Source organism: Microbacterium sp. Root53 (assembly GCF_001426925.1).
In the GTDB taxonomy this organism is placed as follows: Bacteria; Actinomycetota; Actinomycetes; order Actinomycetales; family Microbacteriaceae; genus Microbacterium.
The window spans coordinates 289,142-305,105 of the sequence record NZ_LMFR01000012.1 but is presented as its reverse complement, the minus strand read 5'-3'; the positions used below and the strand labels follow the sequence as shown (position 1 = coordinate 305,105).

Sequence of the window (15,964 nt, the reverse complement as noted above, 5' to 3'; positions counted from 1 at the left end):
CTCGTGCCCAAGATCCTCATCGTCGGTGGCGGCTACGCGGGGTTCTACACCGCGTGGAAGCTGGAGAAGCACCTGCGTCGTGACGAGGCGGAGGTCGTCATGGTCGACCCGCTTCCGTACATGACGTACCTGCCCTTCCTGCCCGAGGTCGCGGCCGGCTCGATCGAGCCGCGCCACACGGTCGTCTCGCACCGTCGTCACCTCAAGACCACGAAGGTCATCACGGCCAAGGTCACGGGCATCGACCACGCCAACAAGACGGCCACGATCACGCCCGAGGGCGGCGAGCCCTACGAGATGGCGTACGACCAGATCGTCGTGACCGCCGGATCCGTCTCGCGCACGTTCCCGATCCCGGGCATCGCCGAGAACGCCGTGGGCCTGAAGTCGGTCGAGGAGGCCGTCTTCGTCCGCGACACCCTCATCTCCAACTTCGAGAAGGCCGCGGCCCTGCCCGCCGGTGACCCGCTGCGCCGGCGCCTGCTCACCGTCGTGATCGTCGGCGGCGGCTTCGCGGGCATCGAGACGTTCGCCGAGCTGCGCTCGCTCGCGTCGTCGCTCGTGGGCAAGTACCCCGAGATCTCGTTCGAGGAGACCCAGTTCCACCTCATCGAGGCGATGGGCCGCATCATGCCCGAGGTCTCGCTGCCCACGAGCGAGTGGGTTCTGAAGGACCTCGCGCAGCGCGGCGCCAACGTGCACCTGGAGACGCAGGTCACCAGCGCGGTGGACGGCGTGGTCGAGACCTCGACCGGCCAGTCGTTCCCGAGCGGCCTGATCGTCTGGACCGCGGGCGTCATGGCCAACCCTGCCGTCGTGCGCGGCAGCGACCTGCCGACCGAGCCCCGCGGCCGCATCACGACGCAGGCCGACCTGCGCGTGGTCGACGGCGAGACCGTGGTCGAGGGCGCCTGGGCCGCCGGCGACATCGCGGCCGTCCCTGACAAGACCGGCGGCCTGCCCGACGGCACGTGCGTGCCCAATGCGCAGCACGCCGTGCGCCAGGCCAAGCGCCTCGCCAAGAACCTGGTCGCCGTCCTCCGCGGCGACGAGCCCGTCGACTACTTCCACAAGAACCTCGGCGCCGTCGCGGGCCTGGGCCTCTACAACGGCGTCTTCCAGTCCGGCAAGTTCGCGCTGAAGGGCTTCCTGGCCTGGGTCGCGCACCGCGGCTACCACGGCCTGGCGATGCCCACGTGGGAGCGCAAGTGGCGCGTGCTGTGGGGCTGGTGGCACAACCTCTGGCTCGGCCGCGACATGGTGCAGCTGAGCGCCACGCAGTCGCCGCGCGTCTTCTTCGAGACGTTCGCGTCGCGTCCGAAGCCCCCGGTCGAGGCTCCCGTCGAGCCGGCGCCGGAGAAGGCGCCCGAGCCCGTCGAGGCCGGCGCCCGCTGAGGCCGACGCCCGAGAGCCGCCGCTCCTCCTTCGCGAGGGCCGGCGGCTCTCGCCGTCTCTCCGGGCGCTCCCGGGGCGGGAGGATCAGAACAGGCCGGTGATCCGGCCGTCGTCCGTCACGTCGATGTGCGCCGCCGCGGGGTCGGCGGGCAGGCCGGGCATGGTCATGATGTCGCCGCAGATCATCACGACGAACTCCGCGCCCGCCGCCAGCCGCACCTCGCGCACGTCGACGACGTGTCCGGACGGCGCGCCGCGCAGCTTCGCGTCGGTCGAGAAGGAGTACTGCGTCTTGGCGACGCACACGGGGAGGCCCCCGTAGCCCTCCGTCTCGAGCGTCTCGACCGCGCGCAGCACGGATGCCGAGCCGGTCACGTCGGCGGCGCCGTACACGCGCTGGGCGATCGCGCGCATCTTGTCCCACAGGGGCGCCTCGTCGGGGTAGGTGAAGGTCGGGGCGGCCCCGCCCTCGTCGCACAGCCGCACGACCTCGCGCGCCAGGTCCTCGGCTCCTGCGCCGCCGTCGGCGAAGTGGGTCGCGGCCACGGCGCGCACGCCCATCCGCTCGGCACCCGCGATCAGCGCCGCGATCTCGGCGTCGGTGTCGTCCGCGCGGCGGTTGATCGCCACGACGCACGGCAGCCCGTACACCTCCCGGACGTTGCGCACGTGCCGGTCGAGGTTCGCCAGCCCTCGCTCGAGCGCGGCGACGTCCTCGACCGGCAGCTGCGGCACGTCCACCCCGCCGTGGTACTTGAGGGCGCGGACCGTGGCGACGATCACCGCGCAGTCCGCCTGCACGCCGCGGCGGCCGACGATGTCGGCGAACTTCTCGGCCCCGAGGTCGGCGCCGAAGCCGGCCTCGGTCACCACGTAGTCCGCCAGTCGCAGGGCGGCCTCGGTCGCGATCAGCGAGCTGCAGCCGTGCGCGATGTTGGCGAACGGGCCGCCGTGCACGAATGCGGGCGTGTGCTCGAGCGTCTGCACGAGGTTCGGGGCGAGCGCGTCGCGCAGCACGGCGGTCATCGCGCCGTGCGCTCCGAGGTCGGCGGCGGTGACGGGCGCGCCGGAGCGGGTGCGGGCCACGACGATGCGGCCGAGGCGCCGCTTGAGGTCCGCGAGGCTCGTCGCGAGGCAGAAGATCGCCATCACCTCGCTGGCCACCACGATGTCGAACCCGCTCTCGCGCGGGTGCCCGTTGCCCGTGCCGCCGAGGCCGATCACGGTGTCGCGCAGCGCCCGGTCGTTCATGTCCAGGACGCGGCGCCACGTGATGCGCCGCACGTCGATGCCCAGCGCGTTGCCGTGGTGCACGTGGTTGTCGATCATCGCGGCGAGCAGGTTGGTCGCGACGGCGATGGCGCCGAAGTCGCCCGTGAAGTGCAGGTTGATGTCCTCCATCGGCACGACCTGAGCGCGGCCTCCGCCGGCGGCGCCGCCCTTCATGCCGAACACCGGGCCCAGGGCGGGCTCGCGCAGGCAGATCATGGCGCGCTCGCTGATCCGGGTCAGCGCGTCGCCGAGCCCCACCGTGGTCGTCGTCTTGCCCTCGCCGGCCGGGGTGGGGGAGACCGCCGTGACGAGCACCAGTCGCCCGCGCGGGCGATCCGTGAGGCCGTGCAGCCACGAGAGCGCGACCTTGGCCTTCGCGCGGCCGTACGGTTCGAGCGCCTCGTCGGGGATGCCGGCCGCCGCGGCGATCTCGCCGATGGGGCGCAGGCGAGCGGCCTGGGCGATCTCGATGTTGCTGAGCACGGGCTTGTGGCCGGGGGTGTGCGGCACGGGACCTCCTGCGTCTTCGTCGACAGCGGCACCAGGCTATGCCACGCGCGGCGGGTAACGTGGAGCGACCGCCCCCGTAGCCCAACCGGCAGAGGCAGGCGACTTAAACTCGCCGCAGTCTGGGTTCGAATCCCAGCGGGGGCACGCGCGCGTCGGCTCAGATGTGCTGCGCGACCGCGCGCAGCAGAGCGCCTTCGGGTCCTCCGCCCAGAGCCGCACCTGCTCCACGAGGTGGTCGCCGCCCTTCGGCGCGAGGCCCGGCAGCCGCACGACGGTCGGCCGCTCGAGCGCGATCAGGATGTTGGTCTCGTTCGCCATCCGCAACGCGAGGGTCGCGCGGCCGTGCTCGTCGGCGATCCGCGGCGCCTTCTCCTCGTCGGCGCGTCGGGCGATCTCCACCGAGGCGATGTCGTCCCACGCGAGCGGCACGTCGATCTCGAGCCCGCTGCGGGCGCGGATGCCCTCGTGGCCGACCGTGTGCGGGCGCATCAGCATGGCGCACAGCAGCCCGATCATCCACGTGAGCCCCCAGATCCCGAGGATGAGGACCGCGATGCGCACGACGGGCCACCGGTGCACGATCAGGTCCAGGATCGGGATCTCGATCGCCGACAGCACGATGAAGATCCACAGGATGGTGAGCACGGAGCGGTGGTACGAGAACCCCGCCGTGCCCGCGGGCAGCGCGGGGCGGCGCGCGACGGCGCGGGCGATGCTCGCGTAGATCGCGAGCTCGGCGCGCAGCGCCCTGAGGGCCCAGGAGCGCGCCCGGGCGCCCAGCGTGGGACGGGCGGTCGTCGCGGTGGCGGTCATCGCTCGTGCTCCGCCCGCTCGATGAGCTCGTGCGACGCAGCGCGCAGGCCCGTGTTGAGCGCGGCGGGCTTGCCGCCGTTGGGCTGCCGGATGACGCGGACCCGCGGCAGGGCGAGCGCCTCCACCATGTCGGCGGTGCCGTCCGTCGAGCCGTCGTCGACGACGATGATCTCCACCTCGTGCTCGACGCGGCGATCGAGCGGACGGTCGCCTCGATGCCGGCGGACTCGTTGTAGGCCGGCACGATGACCGTCACCGGATCGAGCACCACGGGCCGCGCCGGCTCCTCCCGTCGCCGTCGCGCGGCACGGCGATGCCGAGCCGCCGCGGCCACGACCAGCACGGCCCGCGCGACGGTCAGGGCGCCCGTGATCACGAGCATCCACGTGATGACGGTGACGACGGCGTCGCTGATCCGGATGCCCCAGACCGCCGCGGACGCGGCCAAGCGGTCGCCGGGTGCCGCCTCGGTCATCACGGGCTCCAGCCCCACGGCCTCGCTCACGGTCGTCGCCCGGTGCCCGGCGTCGTCGAGCCGGTCGAGCGCGCGGTCGAGCGCCGCGACGGTCGCGGCGCGGTTCCGGCCGCCGTCGTGCAGCAGCACCACCTGGCCCGACGCGGCGCCGTCCACGATGGCGCGCTCGATCGCATCCGGGTCCGGCGTCTCCCAGTCGCGGGCGTCCTTCGTCGCGAGCACCGTGAGGTAGCCCTCGTCGCCCGCGTGCCGGATGGCCGACCACATCGCGTCGTCGACCGCCGAGTTCGTCGAGGTGTAGGGCGGCCGCAGCAGCGACGCGGACCGCCCGGTCGCCTCGATGATCGCGAGCTGCGCGGCGTCGATCTCGACCTCGCGACGCCACGCGGGGGCCGTGGCGAGGTCGACGTGCGTGAGGGTGTGCACGCCGAGCTCGTGGCCTTCGGCGACGATGCGCCGCGCGAGGTCGGGGTGGTCGATCACGGCGGTGCCGACCGCGAAGAATGTCGCGGTGGCGCCGTGCTCGCGCAGGACGTCCAGGATGCGCGGCGTCCACTCCGGATCGGGCCCGTCGTCGAACGTGAGCGCCACGGTGCCCGGCGCGGGTGACGCCGTGCGCGGATCCGCGCCCCTCGTGTCGATCACCGGCCCGCCGTGGAGCACCTCGGAGGGAACACGTTCGGCGCTCGCGGTCGCGGGCGGCGCCGCGTCGCCGATCGTGCTGAGGCGATGGGTGTAGCCCTGCACCAGCAGGGCGACCAGGACGGCGAGCAGTACGGCCGCGAGGACGACCCAGTGGGCGCGCTCCGCGGGACGTCGCCGCAGGGCCCGTCGCATGCCGCCGGTCACGGTCGCGGCGGCTCGGTCGGCTTCTTGGCGCGGCCGGGGGCGTCGCCGCTGCGGCCCGGCGCGGTCGCGGTCTCGGGCTCCGCGGTCGGCGCCGGAACGGCGGCCGTGGCGGGCTCGGCCTCGGGCTGCGTCGTGACGGCGGGTTGAGGCGTGGGGGCGGGCGTCGGAACCTCGACGGTCTCGGGAGCGGGCGCCGTCGTGGGCCGCGCGGCGGGCGCCGGCGTCGCAACCGGGGTCGGTCGCGGCGCGGGGGTCGCCGCCGCGGCGCCCGGCTCCGGCGTCGTGGGCATGAGCGGTCCCATCACATCGGGGCCGCTCCGCAGCACCGCGCCGACCAGCGCGAGATACGCGAGCGACGCGCCGACGGCCGCGGTTCCGGCGATGCGGGCGCGGCGCATGCGGCGTCCCGAGGTGTCGACGAACACCGGCTTCGCGGCGAGCGTGGTCCGGGCTTCACGCAGCTGTCTTCGGGTCGACATCCGGCCCCATTTTAGGAAGCGCGCGCTCCGAGCGCGCTGGGGACCTGTCCCCGGAGCGACGATGGGGAGGCCCTGCGAGTCCCGCGGCCGCCGATCGTGCGGGGAGGACCCGCGTCTAGGATGGGGGCAATCACCGAGGGGGGTTCCCGATGGAATGGCTGATTCCTGTCGTCATCGTGCTGGCGATCGTCGTCATCGCCGGCATCTACCTGTGGGCGACGTACAACTCGCTCGTGCAGCTCAACGTGCGGGTGGACGAGGCCTGGAGCGACATCACGGTGCAGCTCAAGCGCCGCGCGGACCTGATCCCCAACCTGATCGAGGCCGTCAAGGGATACGCGGCGCACGAGAAGGCCGTGTTCGAGAACGTCACCCGGGCACGCGCCGAGACCCTCTCTGCGCAGGGGCCCGCCGAGGCGGGCGTCGCCGAGGGGCACCTGCAGCAGGCGCTCAAGAGCCTGTTCGCGGTCGCGGAGGCCTACCCGCAGCTCCAGGCCAGCCAGAACTACCTGCAGCTCCAGCACGCCCTCGTCGACACCGAGGACAAGATCCAGGCGTCGCGCCGGTTCTACAACGGCGGCGTGCGCGAGCTGAACACCAAGATCAAGGTCTTCCCGAACAACCTGTTCGCACGCAACCTCGGCTTCCACGAGCGGGAGTTCTTCGAGGTGGTCGACGGCGCCGCAATCGCCGAGCCGCCCCGCGTCCAGTTCTGACCCTTCGGTCGTTGAGCGGAGGCGTGCCAGCGCCGGCCCACCCCTTCGGTCGTTGAGCGGAGGCGTGCCAGCGCCGGCCCACCCTCCGGTCGTTGAGCGGAGGCGCGCCAGCGCCGGCGTCGAAACGTGTCCGAACCCTCCCTGCCGGCCGGCGCGCCGCTCGTCCACAGGGTGCCGTACCGACGACTTCTCCACAGATTCGGTTCACTGACCTGATCTGCCCTTTCCGGCCCGCTGAATGTCGGTGGCCCCTGGAAGAATCGGAGCATGACGACACAGGCGCACTCGACCGGGTGGACTCCCACCCTGGGTGAGCTGGCGCGCATGTCGGAGCTGGTCGAGGGGTTTCTGGAGGACCAGGCGGTCATCGCGAGGGCGCAGGCGCGTCAGGCCAAGCGGCTCGCCGAAGCGCGGGCGATCGCGGAGGCGCAGATGCGCCGCGCCGGCATCGGATCGGAGTTCGAGCACCCGGTCCGATCGATGGCTGCCGAGTTCGGAGTGGCCGCCCGGATCTCCGACCGGTCGATCCGGATGCGGATGGAATGGTCCGTCGACCTGGTTGACGGGTTCCCGGCGACGTTCGCGGTGTTCGAGGAAGGGCGCATCTCGGAGGCCCAGGTCCGGGCGATCGTCGACGCCGGCAGTCGTCTGGAGGATGAGGACGCGCGGGCGGAGTTCGAGCGGATCATCCTGCCACGGGCGGTGAAGCTCACCGCCGGGCAGCTCGGGTCGGTCGCACGGGATGAGGACGCGCGGGCGGAGTTCGAGCGGATCATCCTGCCACGGGCGGTGAAGCTCACCGCCGGGCAGCTCGGGTCGGTCGCACGGAAGCTCGCCGACGACATCGAGCCGCTGCCGTTGGAGGAGCGTCACGAGGAGGCGATGGCCGACCGCTCCGTGAGCGTGGCTCCGCTTCCGGACGGGATGGGCGAGCTCACCTACATCGGCCCGGCCGTGACGGTGTACGCGATGCACGACCGGGCCACTCAGATGGCGCGCACGATCTACCGGACGAAGGCCGAGGGCGACGAGCGGACGTTGGATCAGATCCGGGCGGACGTGTTCGCCGAGATCGCCCTCGCCGGGCTCCCCACGGCGGATTTGATCGACCAGCAGGGCGGGGATGCCCTGACGAAGATCAAGGCGACGGTGCAGGTCACGGTCCCGTGGCAGTCACTGACCGGCGTCGGTGACGAGTCGGCGTTCCTCGCCGGCTATGGCCCGATCCCCGCGGAGGCCGCGCGCCGCCTCGCAGGGGAGGCGGCGACCTGGACGCGCCTGTTCCAGGATCCCGACACCGGGTGCCTGAAGACGGTCGACACGTATACACCGACCAAGGCGCAGCGCCGGTTCCTGATCGCCCGGGACGAGCACTGCCGCTTCCCCGGCTGCCGGCAGCCCGCGATCCGGTGCGAGGACGACCACACCATCCCGTACTCCCGCGGCGGCCCCACGAGCGTCCGCAACCTCGCCAACCTGTGCCGCGCCCACCACGTCCTGAAACACAACTCCGCGTGGAGATTCCGTCACGGGCCGGGCGGCGTGATGGAGGTCATCAGTCCCACCGGCAAGGCCTACAAGCACACACCCACCCCGGTGGTCCGGTTCGAGGCGTCCTCGGAGATCGCGCGCGCCGACTTCGGCGCAGACCCGCCGCCGTTCTGACGTGCAGGTGGCGGTCTCCTGTGTTTCGACTCCGCTCGCTGGCGCTCGCTCCGCTCAACGATCGAACGGGGTCTGCCCATTGTCGGAGGCCGCGGATATGGTTGTCCGGTGTCCGAACCGGTGATCTCCGCGCAGAGCCTCGTCAAGACGTACAAGGTCAAGGGCAAGCCGGACTTCGTGGCGGTCGACGGGCTGAGCTTCGAGGTGGCTCCGGGGGAGTCGTTCGGCCTGCTGGGCCCGAACGGCGCCGGCAAGTCGACCACCATGAAGATGATCGGCGCGGTCTCGGCACGCACCGCCGGCGAGCTGTCCATTCTCGGCCTGGATCCCGACCGCTACGGGCCCGAGATCCGCTCCCGGCTGGGGGTCGTGCCGCAGCAGGACAACCTCGACGGCGAGCTCAACGCGCGCGAGAACCTCTACATCTACGGGCGCTACTTCGGGCTGCCCAGCCGCGTGTGCCACGAGAAAGCGGACGAGCTGCTGGCGTTCGCCCAGCTGTCGGACAAGGCCAGGAGCAAGGTCGACCAGCTCTCGGGCGGCATGAAACGCCGGCTCACGATCGCCCGCGGGCTCATCAACGACCCGCGCATCCTGCTGCTCGACGAGCCGACCACGGGCCTCGATCCGCAGGCGAGGCACGTGCTGTGGGACCGGCTGTTCCGGCTGAAGGAGCGCGGCACGACGCTCGTGCTGACCACGCACTACATGGACGAGGCCGAGCAGCTCTGCGACCGCCTGATCGTGGTCGACCACGGCCGCATCATGGCCGAGGGCACGCCCGCATCGCTCATCCGCGAGCACTCCAGCCGGGAGGTCCTCGAGGTGCGCTTCGGCTCCGAGCGCAACGAGCAGGTCGCCGCGCAGCTGCAGGGCATCGGCGATCGCCTCGAGGTGCTGCCCGACCGCATCCTGATCTACGCGCACGACGGCGAGGCCGTGCTCGAGCGCGTCACCGCGGCGGGCCTGCAGCCCATCACGAGCCTCGTGCGCCGCTCCAGCCTCGAGGACGTGTTCCTGCGGCTGACGGGAAGGTCGCTGATCGAATGAGCGCCACGCGCACGGCGCAGCCGACTCTCGACGAGCTGCGCGCCGAGGCCCTGGAGTGGGGCCGCCGCCCGCGACGCCGGGGCAGCTGGTACGTCACCGAGCACATGGTGCGCGCCATGCGGGCGTACGGATGGACGATCGTGGTCGGCGCGGTCGGGCAGCCGATCATGTACCTGCTGGGTCTCGCGCTCGGGCTCGCCGCGCTCATCCGGGTTCCCGTCGTCGACCACGGCACCGAGGTGCCCTACCTGGTGTTCGTTGCGCCCGCCCTTCTGGTCACGGCCGCGATCGCGGTCGCGTCCGAGGAGATGACCTACCCGGTCATGGCGGGGTTCAAGTGGCGGCGGTACTTCTACGGCTTCAACGCCTCCGCCCTGTCGAGCCCGCAGATCACGCACGGTGTGATCGCGGGTGCGGCCGCGCGGATGGCGGTCGCGGTCGCGGCGTACTACCTGTTCGTGTGGCTGTTCGGGTCCGTGCCCCAGCCGGGGACGGGGTGGCTGGCCATCCCCGCCGGCCTGCTCGCCGGGCTCGCGTTCGGCATCCCGCTCATGGCCTACGCCGGCTCGCTGCAGGACGACAAGGGCCAGTTCGCGCTCGTGCAGCGCTTCGTGTTCATGCCGATGTTCCTGTTCTCCGGCACGTTCTACCCGCTCGACACACTGCCCGTGTGGCTGCAGTGGATCGGCTGGATCTCGCCCCTGTGGCACGGCTCCGAGCTCGGACGAGCGGCCACCTATTCGGCCGGCATCGCGCCCGGGGTGATCGCGGTCCATGTGACGTACCTGGCCGCCCTGTGCGTGGCGGGGTACGTCTGGGGCCGTCGCGTGTTCGTCCGGAGGCTCGCCCGATGACCGCGGTGGCAGACGTCGAGGACACCACGCGCCGCGGGGGAGTGCGCGCCCTGTGGGCGGGCAATCCCTGGTCCGTCGTCGAGCGCGGACTCGTCGCGGCCCGGTCGTCGAGCTGGATCGTCGTCCTCTCCGGGTTCTTCGAGCCGGTCTTCTACCTGGCCTCCATGGGCATCGGTCTGGGCGCCCTCGTCGGCGACGTCCAGACGTCGCAGGGGGTCGAGGTGAGCTACGCCGCGTTCATCGCCCCCGCGCTGCTCGCCGTCTCGGCCATGAACGGGGCCATCTACGACTCCACCTGGAACGTGTTCTTCAAGCTCAACTACGGCAAGCTCTACGAGGGCATGCTGTCCACGTCGCTGGGGCCGCTGGACGTCGCGCTCGGCGAGATCCTGTACGCCCTGCTGCGGGGCCTGCTCTACGCGACCGGCTTCATGGCGATCATGCAGCTCGCGGGGCTCACCCTCTCGTGGACCGCGATCCTGGCCCTCCCGGCGGTGCTGCTGATCGCGTTCGGCTTCGCGAGCCTCGGCATGGCCGTCACGAGCTACATGAAGACGTTCCAGCACATGGACTGGATCAACTTCGCCCTGCTGCCGATGTTCCTGTTCTCGGCCACGTTCTACCCGATCGCGGTGTACCCGGAGTGGGTGCAGCAGATCGTGATGGCGCTGCCGCTGTGGCACGGCGTGGAGCTGGTCCGCGGACTGACGACCGGCGTGCTGAGCGTCGGGCTCCTGTGGCACGTCCTCTACTACGTCGTGATGATCGCCATCGGCCTGGTCTTCACGACGAAGCGGCTGCGCGCCCTCTTCCTCGGCTGACGGGCGCCGTCGCACCCGGCTGGGGCTCGCGGACGAGTTCGCGAGGATCCCGTTCTCGCGCCTCGACGGCGTGCGCGTGCCCGCGGCGGACGGCACGGTCGCCACGCTCGCGGACTTCGGGCGCCTGCGCCACCCGCATCCATTCATCGCCATGGCGCCGCAGTGGGACTTCCTCGATCTGCTGGCCGACGCGGGCCGGCAGGAGCCGCGCTTCCACCTGCGCATGCGCACCGAGGTGGTCGAGCTCGTCCGCCGCGACGGCGCCGTCGTCGGCGTCCGCTGCCGGGACCACGCGACCGGGATGACCGAGGAGCTGCTCGCGCCGCTCACGATCGGAGCGGACGGCCGCGGATCGTGCGTGCGCCGGCTCGCGGGGCTCCGGATGCGCGAGTTCCGCGTGTCGTTCGATGTGCTGTGGTTCCGGATCGCCGCGCGCGACGCGGACGAAGCGCCCGTCGATGTGGGGCGGAGCCTGCTGCCGCGGGGCGCGGGCGGGCGCCTGTTCATCCTGATCCCGCGCGGCGACTACGTGCAGGCGGCGATGCTGATCCCCAAGGGCTCCGAGCCCGAGCTGCGCGCCGCGGGGATCGGCGCCTTCCGCGCGGAGGTCGCCGCGGCCGTCCCGGAGCTCGCGGCCGCGATGGAGGACGTGGGCTTCGACGACGTGCACCTGCCGGACGTGCGGCTGAACCGCGCGCGACGGTGGTGGACGCGCGGCCTGCTGTGCATCGGGGACGCCGCGCACGCCATGTCGCCCGTCGGCGGCGTGGGCGTGAACCTGGCGGTGCAGGACGGCGTGGCCGCCGCCGCCCTCGTCGCCGAGCCGCTGCTGCAGGGTCGGATGAGCGACCGCGTCGTGACGGCCGTGCAGCGCCGGCGCGCGCCGGCGACGATCATCACGCAGACGGCGCAGCGCATCGTGCACCTCGGTCTGCGTCGGGCGTTCGCGCGTCGCACGGTGCCGCTGGTGCCCCGCACCGTCGCGCGTCTGCTGCGGCTGGCCCCCGTGCTCAGCGCCGTCCCCGCGCGCGTGGTCGGCGTGGGCGTCCGTCCGGAGCATGCCCCGGACTTCGCGCGTCGCTGATCAAGCGGGGTCGAGCGCCGGCTCGCCCCCCTCCACCGGGACCGGCTCGGGGGAAGACGGCTCGACCGAGGGGCGCTCGTGCCGGGCGGCATCCGGCATCACGAATGCGAGGTCGGCGGTCGCGTCGCCCCACGTCGAGATCGAGATCCGCTCCAGACCCTGCCAGGCGGCCGCCTCGCGGAGCGCCGTCGCGACCCGCTCCGCGGTCGCCGCGGGCACGCCGGCCTCCCACCACGCGGACTGTACGCGCAGGGTCGACGCGGGGCGGTCGGCCTTCAGATCCACGCGGCCGACGATGCGGTCATCCACGAGCACGGGCAGCGAGTAGTAGCCGTAGCGGCGCCGGTCCGCCGGCGTGTAGATCTCGATCCGGTAGTCGAAGTCGAACAGCCGCTCGGCCCGCTCCCGGAACCACACCACGGGATCGAACGGCGTCAGCACCGTCGCGGCGGTGATCCGGCGTGGCAGCGTCGCGTCGCGGTGCGCCCACGCGGGCAGGGGAGAGGAGCCCCGGTTCCACCCCTCGACCGCGACCGGCGCGAGCTCGCCCGCGTCGACCAGCTCGTGCACCGCCGCCAGCACGGCGCGGCGATCGCGGATGCGGTAGTAGTCGGCCAGGTCGGACGCCGTCGCGACGCCGGACGCGCGTGCGGCCCGGCGCATGAGCTCGCGGATCGCATCCTCACTGCTCACCTCGACGTCGAGGAGCGCCGCCGGGATGACCTGCTCCGTGAGCCCGTACCGGCGCTCGAAGCCCCTTCGTCCGGCGATCGCGACCTCGCCGAAGCGCCACATCATCTCGAGCGCGCGCTTGACGACATCCCAGTCCCACCAGGGCCCGCGCGCGCCGCGGTGCGCGTCCGACTCGATCTGCGCGGGCCGCAGCGGCCCGCGCGAAGCCAGCTCGGCGCGCACCCACTCGACCGTCGCGGCGTTCTCGGCGTACCAGCTGCCCGGGCCGCCGTACTTGGCGCGCATGGCGTCCATCCGGAACCGCCACAGCGGCCAGTCCTCGACCGGGAGGAACGTCGCCTCGTGGCCGAGGTACTCGAAGTAGGCGCCCGTCGCGCGCGGCCGGCCGTTCGCCCCGTGCCGCAGCACCAGCCGGTCGAGGCGGGCGGTGTCGTAAGGGCCGAGCCGCGAGAACAGCGGCACGTAGTGCGAGCGGGCGAACACGTTCACGGAGTCGATCTGCAGCGCCCCCATGCGGGCGATCGCGCCTCCGAGGTGACGCGCCGTGGGGGACTGCGGGCGAGGCCGAGCGAAGCCCTGCGCCGCGAGGGCGGTGCGGCGGGCCTCGGCCAGGGACAGCTGCTGCTTCACGCGCGCCACCCTAGCGGCGGGCTCCGACATCGCGGGCGGGCGCAGCGGCTGACATATGCCGAGCCCGCAGAGGCCCCGGCTTTAGACTGACGCAGATGAGCGACGACAAGCCCCGCGGCGGGTTCTGGGACGTCTTCCGGACGCGCCCGGCCGAGTCGTCGCGCGTCCGTCCGACGGCGCGACCGGCGGCCTCCGCGCCCGACGCCGTGCCGCTCGGCCTGCGCATCGCGACCGCCTACGCGTGGCGCTTCCTCGTGATCGCGGCCGCCGCCGGGGTGCTGGTCTGGCTCGTCATCCAGTTCAAGCTCCTGGTCATCCCGCTGCTCGTCGCGATCCTCGTCACGGCCCTCGTCTGGCCGGCGCTTTCCTGGCTGCTGCGTCACCGCGTCCCGCGCTGGGCCGCCATCGCGCTCACCATGATCGGGACCATCGCGATCGTCACCGGCCTGGTGTGGCTCGTCGTGTGGCAGGTGTCGCGCGAGATGCCCTCGGTGCGCGGGCGTGCTTTCGAGGCGATCGACCAGCTGCGCGGCTTCCTGGTCGGGATCGGCATCTCCGAGGCCGAGATCGACGCGTACCTCGCGCAGGGCGTGGATCTGCTCCAGGAGCAGGCCGGCACGCTGTGGAGCGGCGCGCTCGCCGTGGGATCCACGGTCGGCCACCTGGGCGCGGGCATCCTGCTGACCCTGTTCGCCCTGATCTGCATCCTCGCCGACGGCGGCGGCATCTGGCGCTGGACCGTCCAGCTGTTCCCGCGCGAGGCGCGCGCCGCGGTCGACACCGCAGCGCGCAACGGCTGGCGCACGGTGATCAACTACGCGCGCACGCAGATGCTCGTCGCGACGATCGACGCGGTCGGCATCGGCCTCGGCGCGTTCTTCCTCGGCCTGCCGATGGCGATCCCGATCGCCGTGATGGTGTTCCTGGGATCCTTCGTGCCGCTCGTCGGCGCGATCGTGACGGGAGCGGTCGCGGTGTTCATCGCGCTGGTCTATCACGGCATCTGGATCGCGCTCGCGATGCTCGCGGTCGTGCTGGCCGTGCAGCAGATCGAGAGCCACGTGCTCCAGCCGATCCTGATGGGCTCGGCCGTGAAGGTCCACCCGCTCGCGGTCGTCATGGTCGTCGCGGGCGGATCCATGATCGCCGGCATCCCCGGCGCCCTGTTCGCCGTCCCGCTGGCCGCGTTCGTCAACGTGGTCGTTGTGACGCTGTCCTCGGGGTCGTGGCGCACGGGCGAGCCGCTGCACGGCGACCTGATCTGGGAGACCGTCCCCAAGACCATCGGACCCGCCAAGGGCGACGGGCACGACCGCACCGGAACCGCCCGCGCCGGGGACGCCGAGCCCGGCGGCCCCGCCCCCACGAACGGAACGCACACGTGACGACCCTGGACCCCCAGCAGCCCGCCGAGCCGACCGCCGCCGCGCCCGCCATCCCGACGCTCGAGGAGTTCGAGGCGGCGGCCCGCAGCCTGGCCGACGTGGTCGAGCACACGCCGCTCGAGTACTCGCTGCACCTGTCCGAGGTGCTGGGCGCCCCGGTGCGGCTGAAGCTCGAGAACCTCCAGCGCACCGGGTCGTTCAAGGTGCGCGGCGCCACCTACCGGCTCGCGCAGCTGACGCTGGAGGAGCGGGCGCGCGGCGTCGTGGCGGCGTCGGCCGGAAACCACGCGCAGGGCGTGGCCCTGGCGGCCCAGCAGCTCGGCATCCCGGCCACGATCTACATGCCGCTGGGCGTGCCCGTGCCGAAGCTCATGGCGACGCGGGGGTACGGCGCCGAGGTCGTGCTCGAGGGCGCCACCGTGATGGAGGGCCTCAAGCGCGCGGCGGAGCACGCCGAGCGCACGGGCGCGGTGCTCATCCACCCGTACGACCACCGCGACGTCGTGATCGGCCAGGGCACGCTCGGGCTCGAGATCATGGACGACGCCCCCGACGTCTCCACGATCATCCTCGGGATCGGCGGCGGCGGCCTGATCGCGGGCGTCGCGGCCGCGGCGAAGGCCCGGGCGGCCGCCGAGGGCCGCGAGGTGCGCATCATCGGCGTGCAGGCCGAGAACGCCGCGCCGTTCCCGCCGTCGCTCGCCGCCGGCCGGCCCGTGTCCGTCGAGACGCAGCCGACGATCGCCGACGGCATCCTCGTCTCACGCCCCGGCGACGTGCCGTTCGAGATCATCCGCGAGCTGGTCGACGAGGTCGTCACGGTCAGCGACGACGACATCGCGCGGGCGCTGCTCGTGCTGCTCGAGCGCGCCAAGGTGGTCGTGGAGCCGGCGGGCGCGGTCGGCGTCGCGGCGATCCTCGCGGGCAAGGTGAAGGCCACGGGGCCGACGGTCGCCGTGCTGTCGGGCGGCAACATCGACCCGCTGCTGCTGCAGCGAGTTGTCGCTCACGGCCTGGCGGCATCCGGGCGCTACATGACGGTGAAGATCCCGCTGCCCGACCGCCCCGGACAGCTCGCGCGCGTGTCGGAGCTGATCGCCGAGGCGGGCGCCAACGTGGTCGAGGTGCTGCACACCCGCCACGGGCAGGGCCTGCAGATCAGCCAGGTGGCGCTGCAGATCTCGGTCGAGACCCGCGGCCAGGAGCACCGTGAGCTGACGCTCCAGATCCTCCGCGACGCGGGCTACGAGCCCGAGGTGCTGCCCGACTAGAA

At 72.5% G+C, this 15,964-nt stretch carries 14 protein-coding genes, 1 tRNA gene and 1 pseudogene; 11 read left to right on the top strand and 5 right to left on the bottom strand.

Annotated features, from left to right (window positions below; translation table 11 throughout):
• Positions 1–3 precede the first annotated feature (3 nt).
• The gene (locus ASD19_RS06350) at positions 4–1,395 is read left to right on the top strand and encodes an NAD(P)/FAD-dependent oxidoreductase (protein ID WP_055989913.1); all 1,392 of its coding nucleotides are present in this window, start codon (positions 4–6) and stop codon (positions 1,393–1,395) included.
• Positions 1,396–1,479: 84 nt separating this feature from the next.
• On the opposite strand, the gene ASD19_RS06345 is transcribed toward ASD19_RS06350, so the two are convergent.
• Positions 1,480–3,150 carry a formate--tetrahydrofolate ligase gene (locus tag ASD19_RS06345; protein ID WP_055990613.1) on the bottom strand — a complete coding sequence of 557 codons (1,671 nt, stop codon included), beginning with the start codon at positions 3,148–3,150 and terminating at the stop codon, positions 1,480–1,482.
• A 97-nt stretch (positions 3,151–3,247) separates the two neighbouring features.
• On the opposite strand from ASD19_RS06345, the gene ASD19_RS06340 reads away from it, so the two are divergent.
• Together ASD19_RS06340 and ASD19_RS14615 are read left to right on the top strand one after the other, a co-directional pair.
• Positions 3,248–3,321, top strand: a tRNA-Leu gene (locus ASD19_RS06340).
• A gap of 154 nt (positions 3,322–3,475) precedes the next feature.
• Entirely contained in the window at positions 3,476–3,901 is a 426-nt protein-coding gene (locus tag ASD19_RS14615; RefSeq protein WP_200941076.1) for a hypothetical protein, read from the top strand.
• An 85-nt stretch (positions 3,902–3,986) separates the two neighbouring features.
• On the opposite strand, the gene ASD19_RS14520 is transcribed toward ASD19_RS14615, so the two are convergent.
• The 3 genes and pseudogenes from ASD19_RS14520 to ASD19_RS06320 form a co-directional block, all read right to left on the bottom strand.
• Positions 3,987–4,166 carry a glycosyltransferase family 2 protein gene (locus ASD19_RS14520; RefSeq protein WP_055989910.1) on the bottom strand — a complete coding sequence of 60 codons (180 nt, stop codon included), beginning with the start codon at positions 4,164–4,166 and terminating at the stop codon, positions 3,987–3,989.
• Between the two features lie 626 nt (positions 4,167–4,792).
• Positions 4,793–5,302, bottom strand: a pseudogene (locus ASD19_RS14775) (polysaccharide deacetylase family protein); the annotation flags it as partial.
• 8 nt (positions 5,303–5,310) lie between these two features.
• Entirely contained in the window at positions 5,311–5,793 is a 483-nt protein-coding gene (locus tag ASD19_RS06320; RefSeq protein ID WP_055989902.1) for a hypothetical protein, read from the bottom strand.
• Positions 5,794–5,942: 149 nt separating this feature from the next.
• Between ASD19_RS06320 and ASD19_RS06315 the strand changes: the two genes are divergently transcribed.
• From ASD19_RS06315 to ASD19_RS06290, 6 genes are all read left to right on the top strand, one after another.
• Positions 5,943–6,509: a LemA family protein gene (locus ASD19_RS06315; RefSeq protein ID WP_055989900.1), complete on the top strand. Its 567-nt coding sequence runs from the start codon at positions 5,943–5,945 to the stop codon at positions 6,507–6,509.
• A 267-nt stretch (positions 6,510–6,776) separates the two neighbouring features.
• A complete protein-coding gene (locus ASD19_RS06310; protein ID WP_055989898.1) occupies positions 6,777–8,174 on the top strand; it encodes an HNH endonuclease signature motif containing protein in 1,398 nt (465 codons plus the stop codon).
• A gap of 108 nt (positions 8,175–8,282) precedes the next feature.
• Positions 8,283–9,224, top strand: coding sequence for an ABC transporter ATP-binding protein (locus tag ASD19_RS06305; protein WP_055989897.1), 942 nt, complete (start codon positions 8,283–8,285; stop codon positions 9,222–9,224).
• Positions 9,221–10,078, top strand: coding sequence for an ABC transporter permease (locus ASD19_RS06300; protein ID WP_055989894.1), 858 nt, complete (start codon positions 9,221–9,223; stop codon positions 10,076–10,078). Before ASD19_RS06305 ends, ASD19_RS06300 begins: the two co-directional genes overlap by 4 nt.
• Positions 10,075–10,899 carry an ABC transporter permease gene (locus ASD19_RS06295; RefSeq protein ID WP_055989891.1) on the top strand — a complete coding sequence of 275 codons (825 nt, stop codon included), beginning with the start codon at positions 10,075–10,077 and terminating at the stop codon, positions 10,897–10,899. Before ASD19_RS06300 ends, ASD19_RS06295 begins: the two co-directional genes overlap by 4 nt.
• A gap of 70 nt (positions 10,900–10,969) precedes the next feature.
• Positions 10,970–11,983: an FAD-dependent monooxygenase gene (locus ASD19_RS06290; protein ID WP_055989888.1), complete on the top strand. Its 1,014-nt coding sequence runs from the start codon at positions 10,970–10,972 to the stop codon at positions 11,981–11,983.
• Here ASD19_RS06290 and ASD19_RS06285 read toward each other — a convergent pair whose 3' ends face one another.
• Complete coding sequence (locus ASD19_RS06285) at positions 11,984–13,306, bottom strand: winged helix-turn-helix domain-containing protein (protein ID WP_082543060.1); 1,323 nt, start codon at positions 13,304–13,306, stop codon at positions 11,984–11,986.
• A 95-nt stretch (positions 13,307–13,401) separates the two neighbouring features.
• Here ASD19_RS06285 and ASD19_RS06280 point away from each other — a divergent pair, with 95 nt between their 5' ends.
• Together ASD19_RS06280 and ilvA are read left to right on the top strand one after the other, a co-directional pair.
• Positions 13,402–14,691 carry an AI-2E family transporter gene (locus ASD19_RS06280; RefSeq protein WP_082543020.1) on the top strand — a complete coding sequence of 430 codons (1,290 nt, stop codon included), beginning with the start codon at positions 13,402–13,404 and terminating at the stop codon, positions 14,689–14,691.
• Complete coding sequence (ilvA, locus tag ASD19_RS06275) at positions 14,688–15,962, top strand: threonine ammonia-lyase (protein ID WP_235562984.1); 1,275 nt, start codon at positions 14,688–14,690, stop codon at positions 15,960–15,962. Before ASD19_RS06280 ends, ilvA begins: the two co-directional genes overlap by 4 nt.
• Positions 15,963–15,964 lie beyond the last annotated feature (2 nt).

What these genes read in the sequence shown, in the direction of transcription:
- ASD19_RS14615 (WP_200941076.1), top strand. Translation starts at nt 3,476, where the DNA reads ATGTTGGTCTCGTTCGCCATCCGCAACGCGAGGGTCGCGCGGCCGTGC.
- ASD19_RS06320 (WP_055989902.1), bottom strand. Translation starts at nt 5,793, where the DNA reads ATGTCGACCCGAAGACAGCTGCGTGAAGCCCGGACCACGCTCGCCGCG.
- ASD19_RS06315 (WP_055989900.1), top strand. Translation starts at nt 5,943, where the DNA reads ATGGAATGGCTGATTCCTGTCGTCATCGTGCTGGCGATCGTCGTCATC.
- ASD19_RS06310 (WP_055989898.1), top strand. Translation starts at nt 6,777, where the DNA reads ATGACGACACAGGCGCACTCGACCGGGTGGACTCCCACCCTGGGTGAG.
- ASD19_RS06300 (WP_055989894.1), top strand. Translation starts at nt 9,221, where the DNA reads ATGAGCGCCACGCGCACGGCGCAGCCGACTCTCGACGAGCTGCGCGCC.
- ASD19_RS06295 (WP_055989891.1), top strand. Translation starts at nt 10,075, where the DNA reads ATGACCGCGGTGGCAGACGTCGAGGACACCACGCGCCGCGGGGGAGTG.
- ASD19_RS06280 (WP_082543020.1), top strand. Translation starts at nt 13,402, where the DNA reads ATGAGCGACGACAAGCCCCGCGGCGGGTTCTGGGACGTCTTCCGGACG.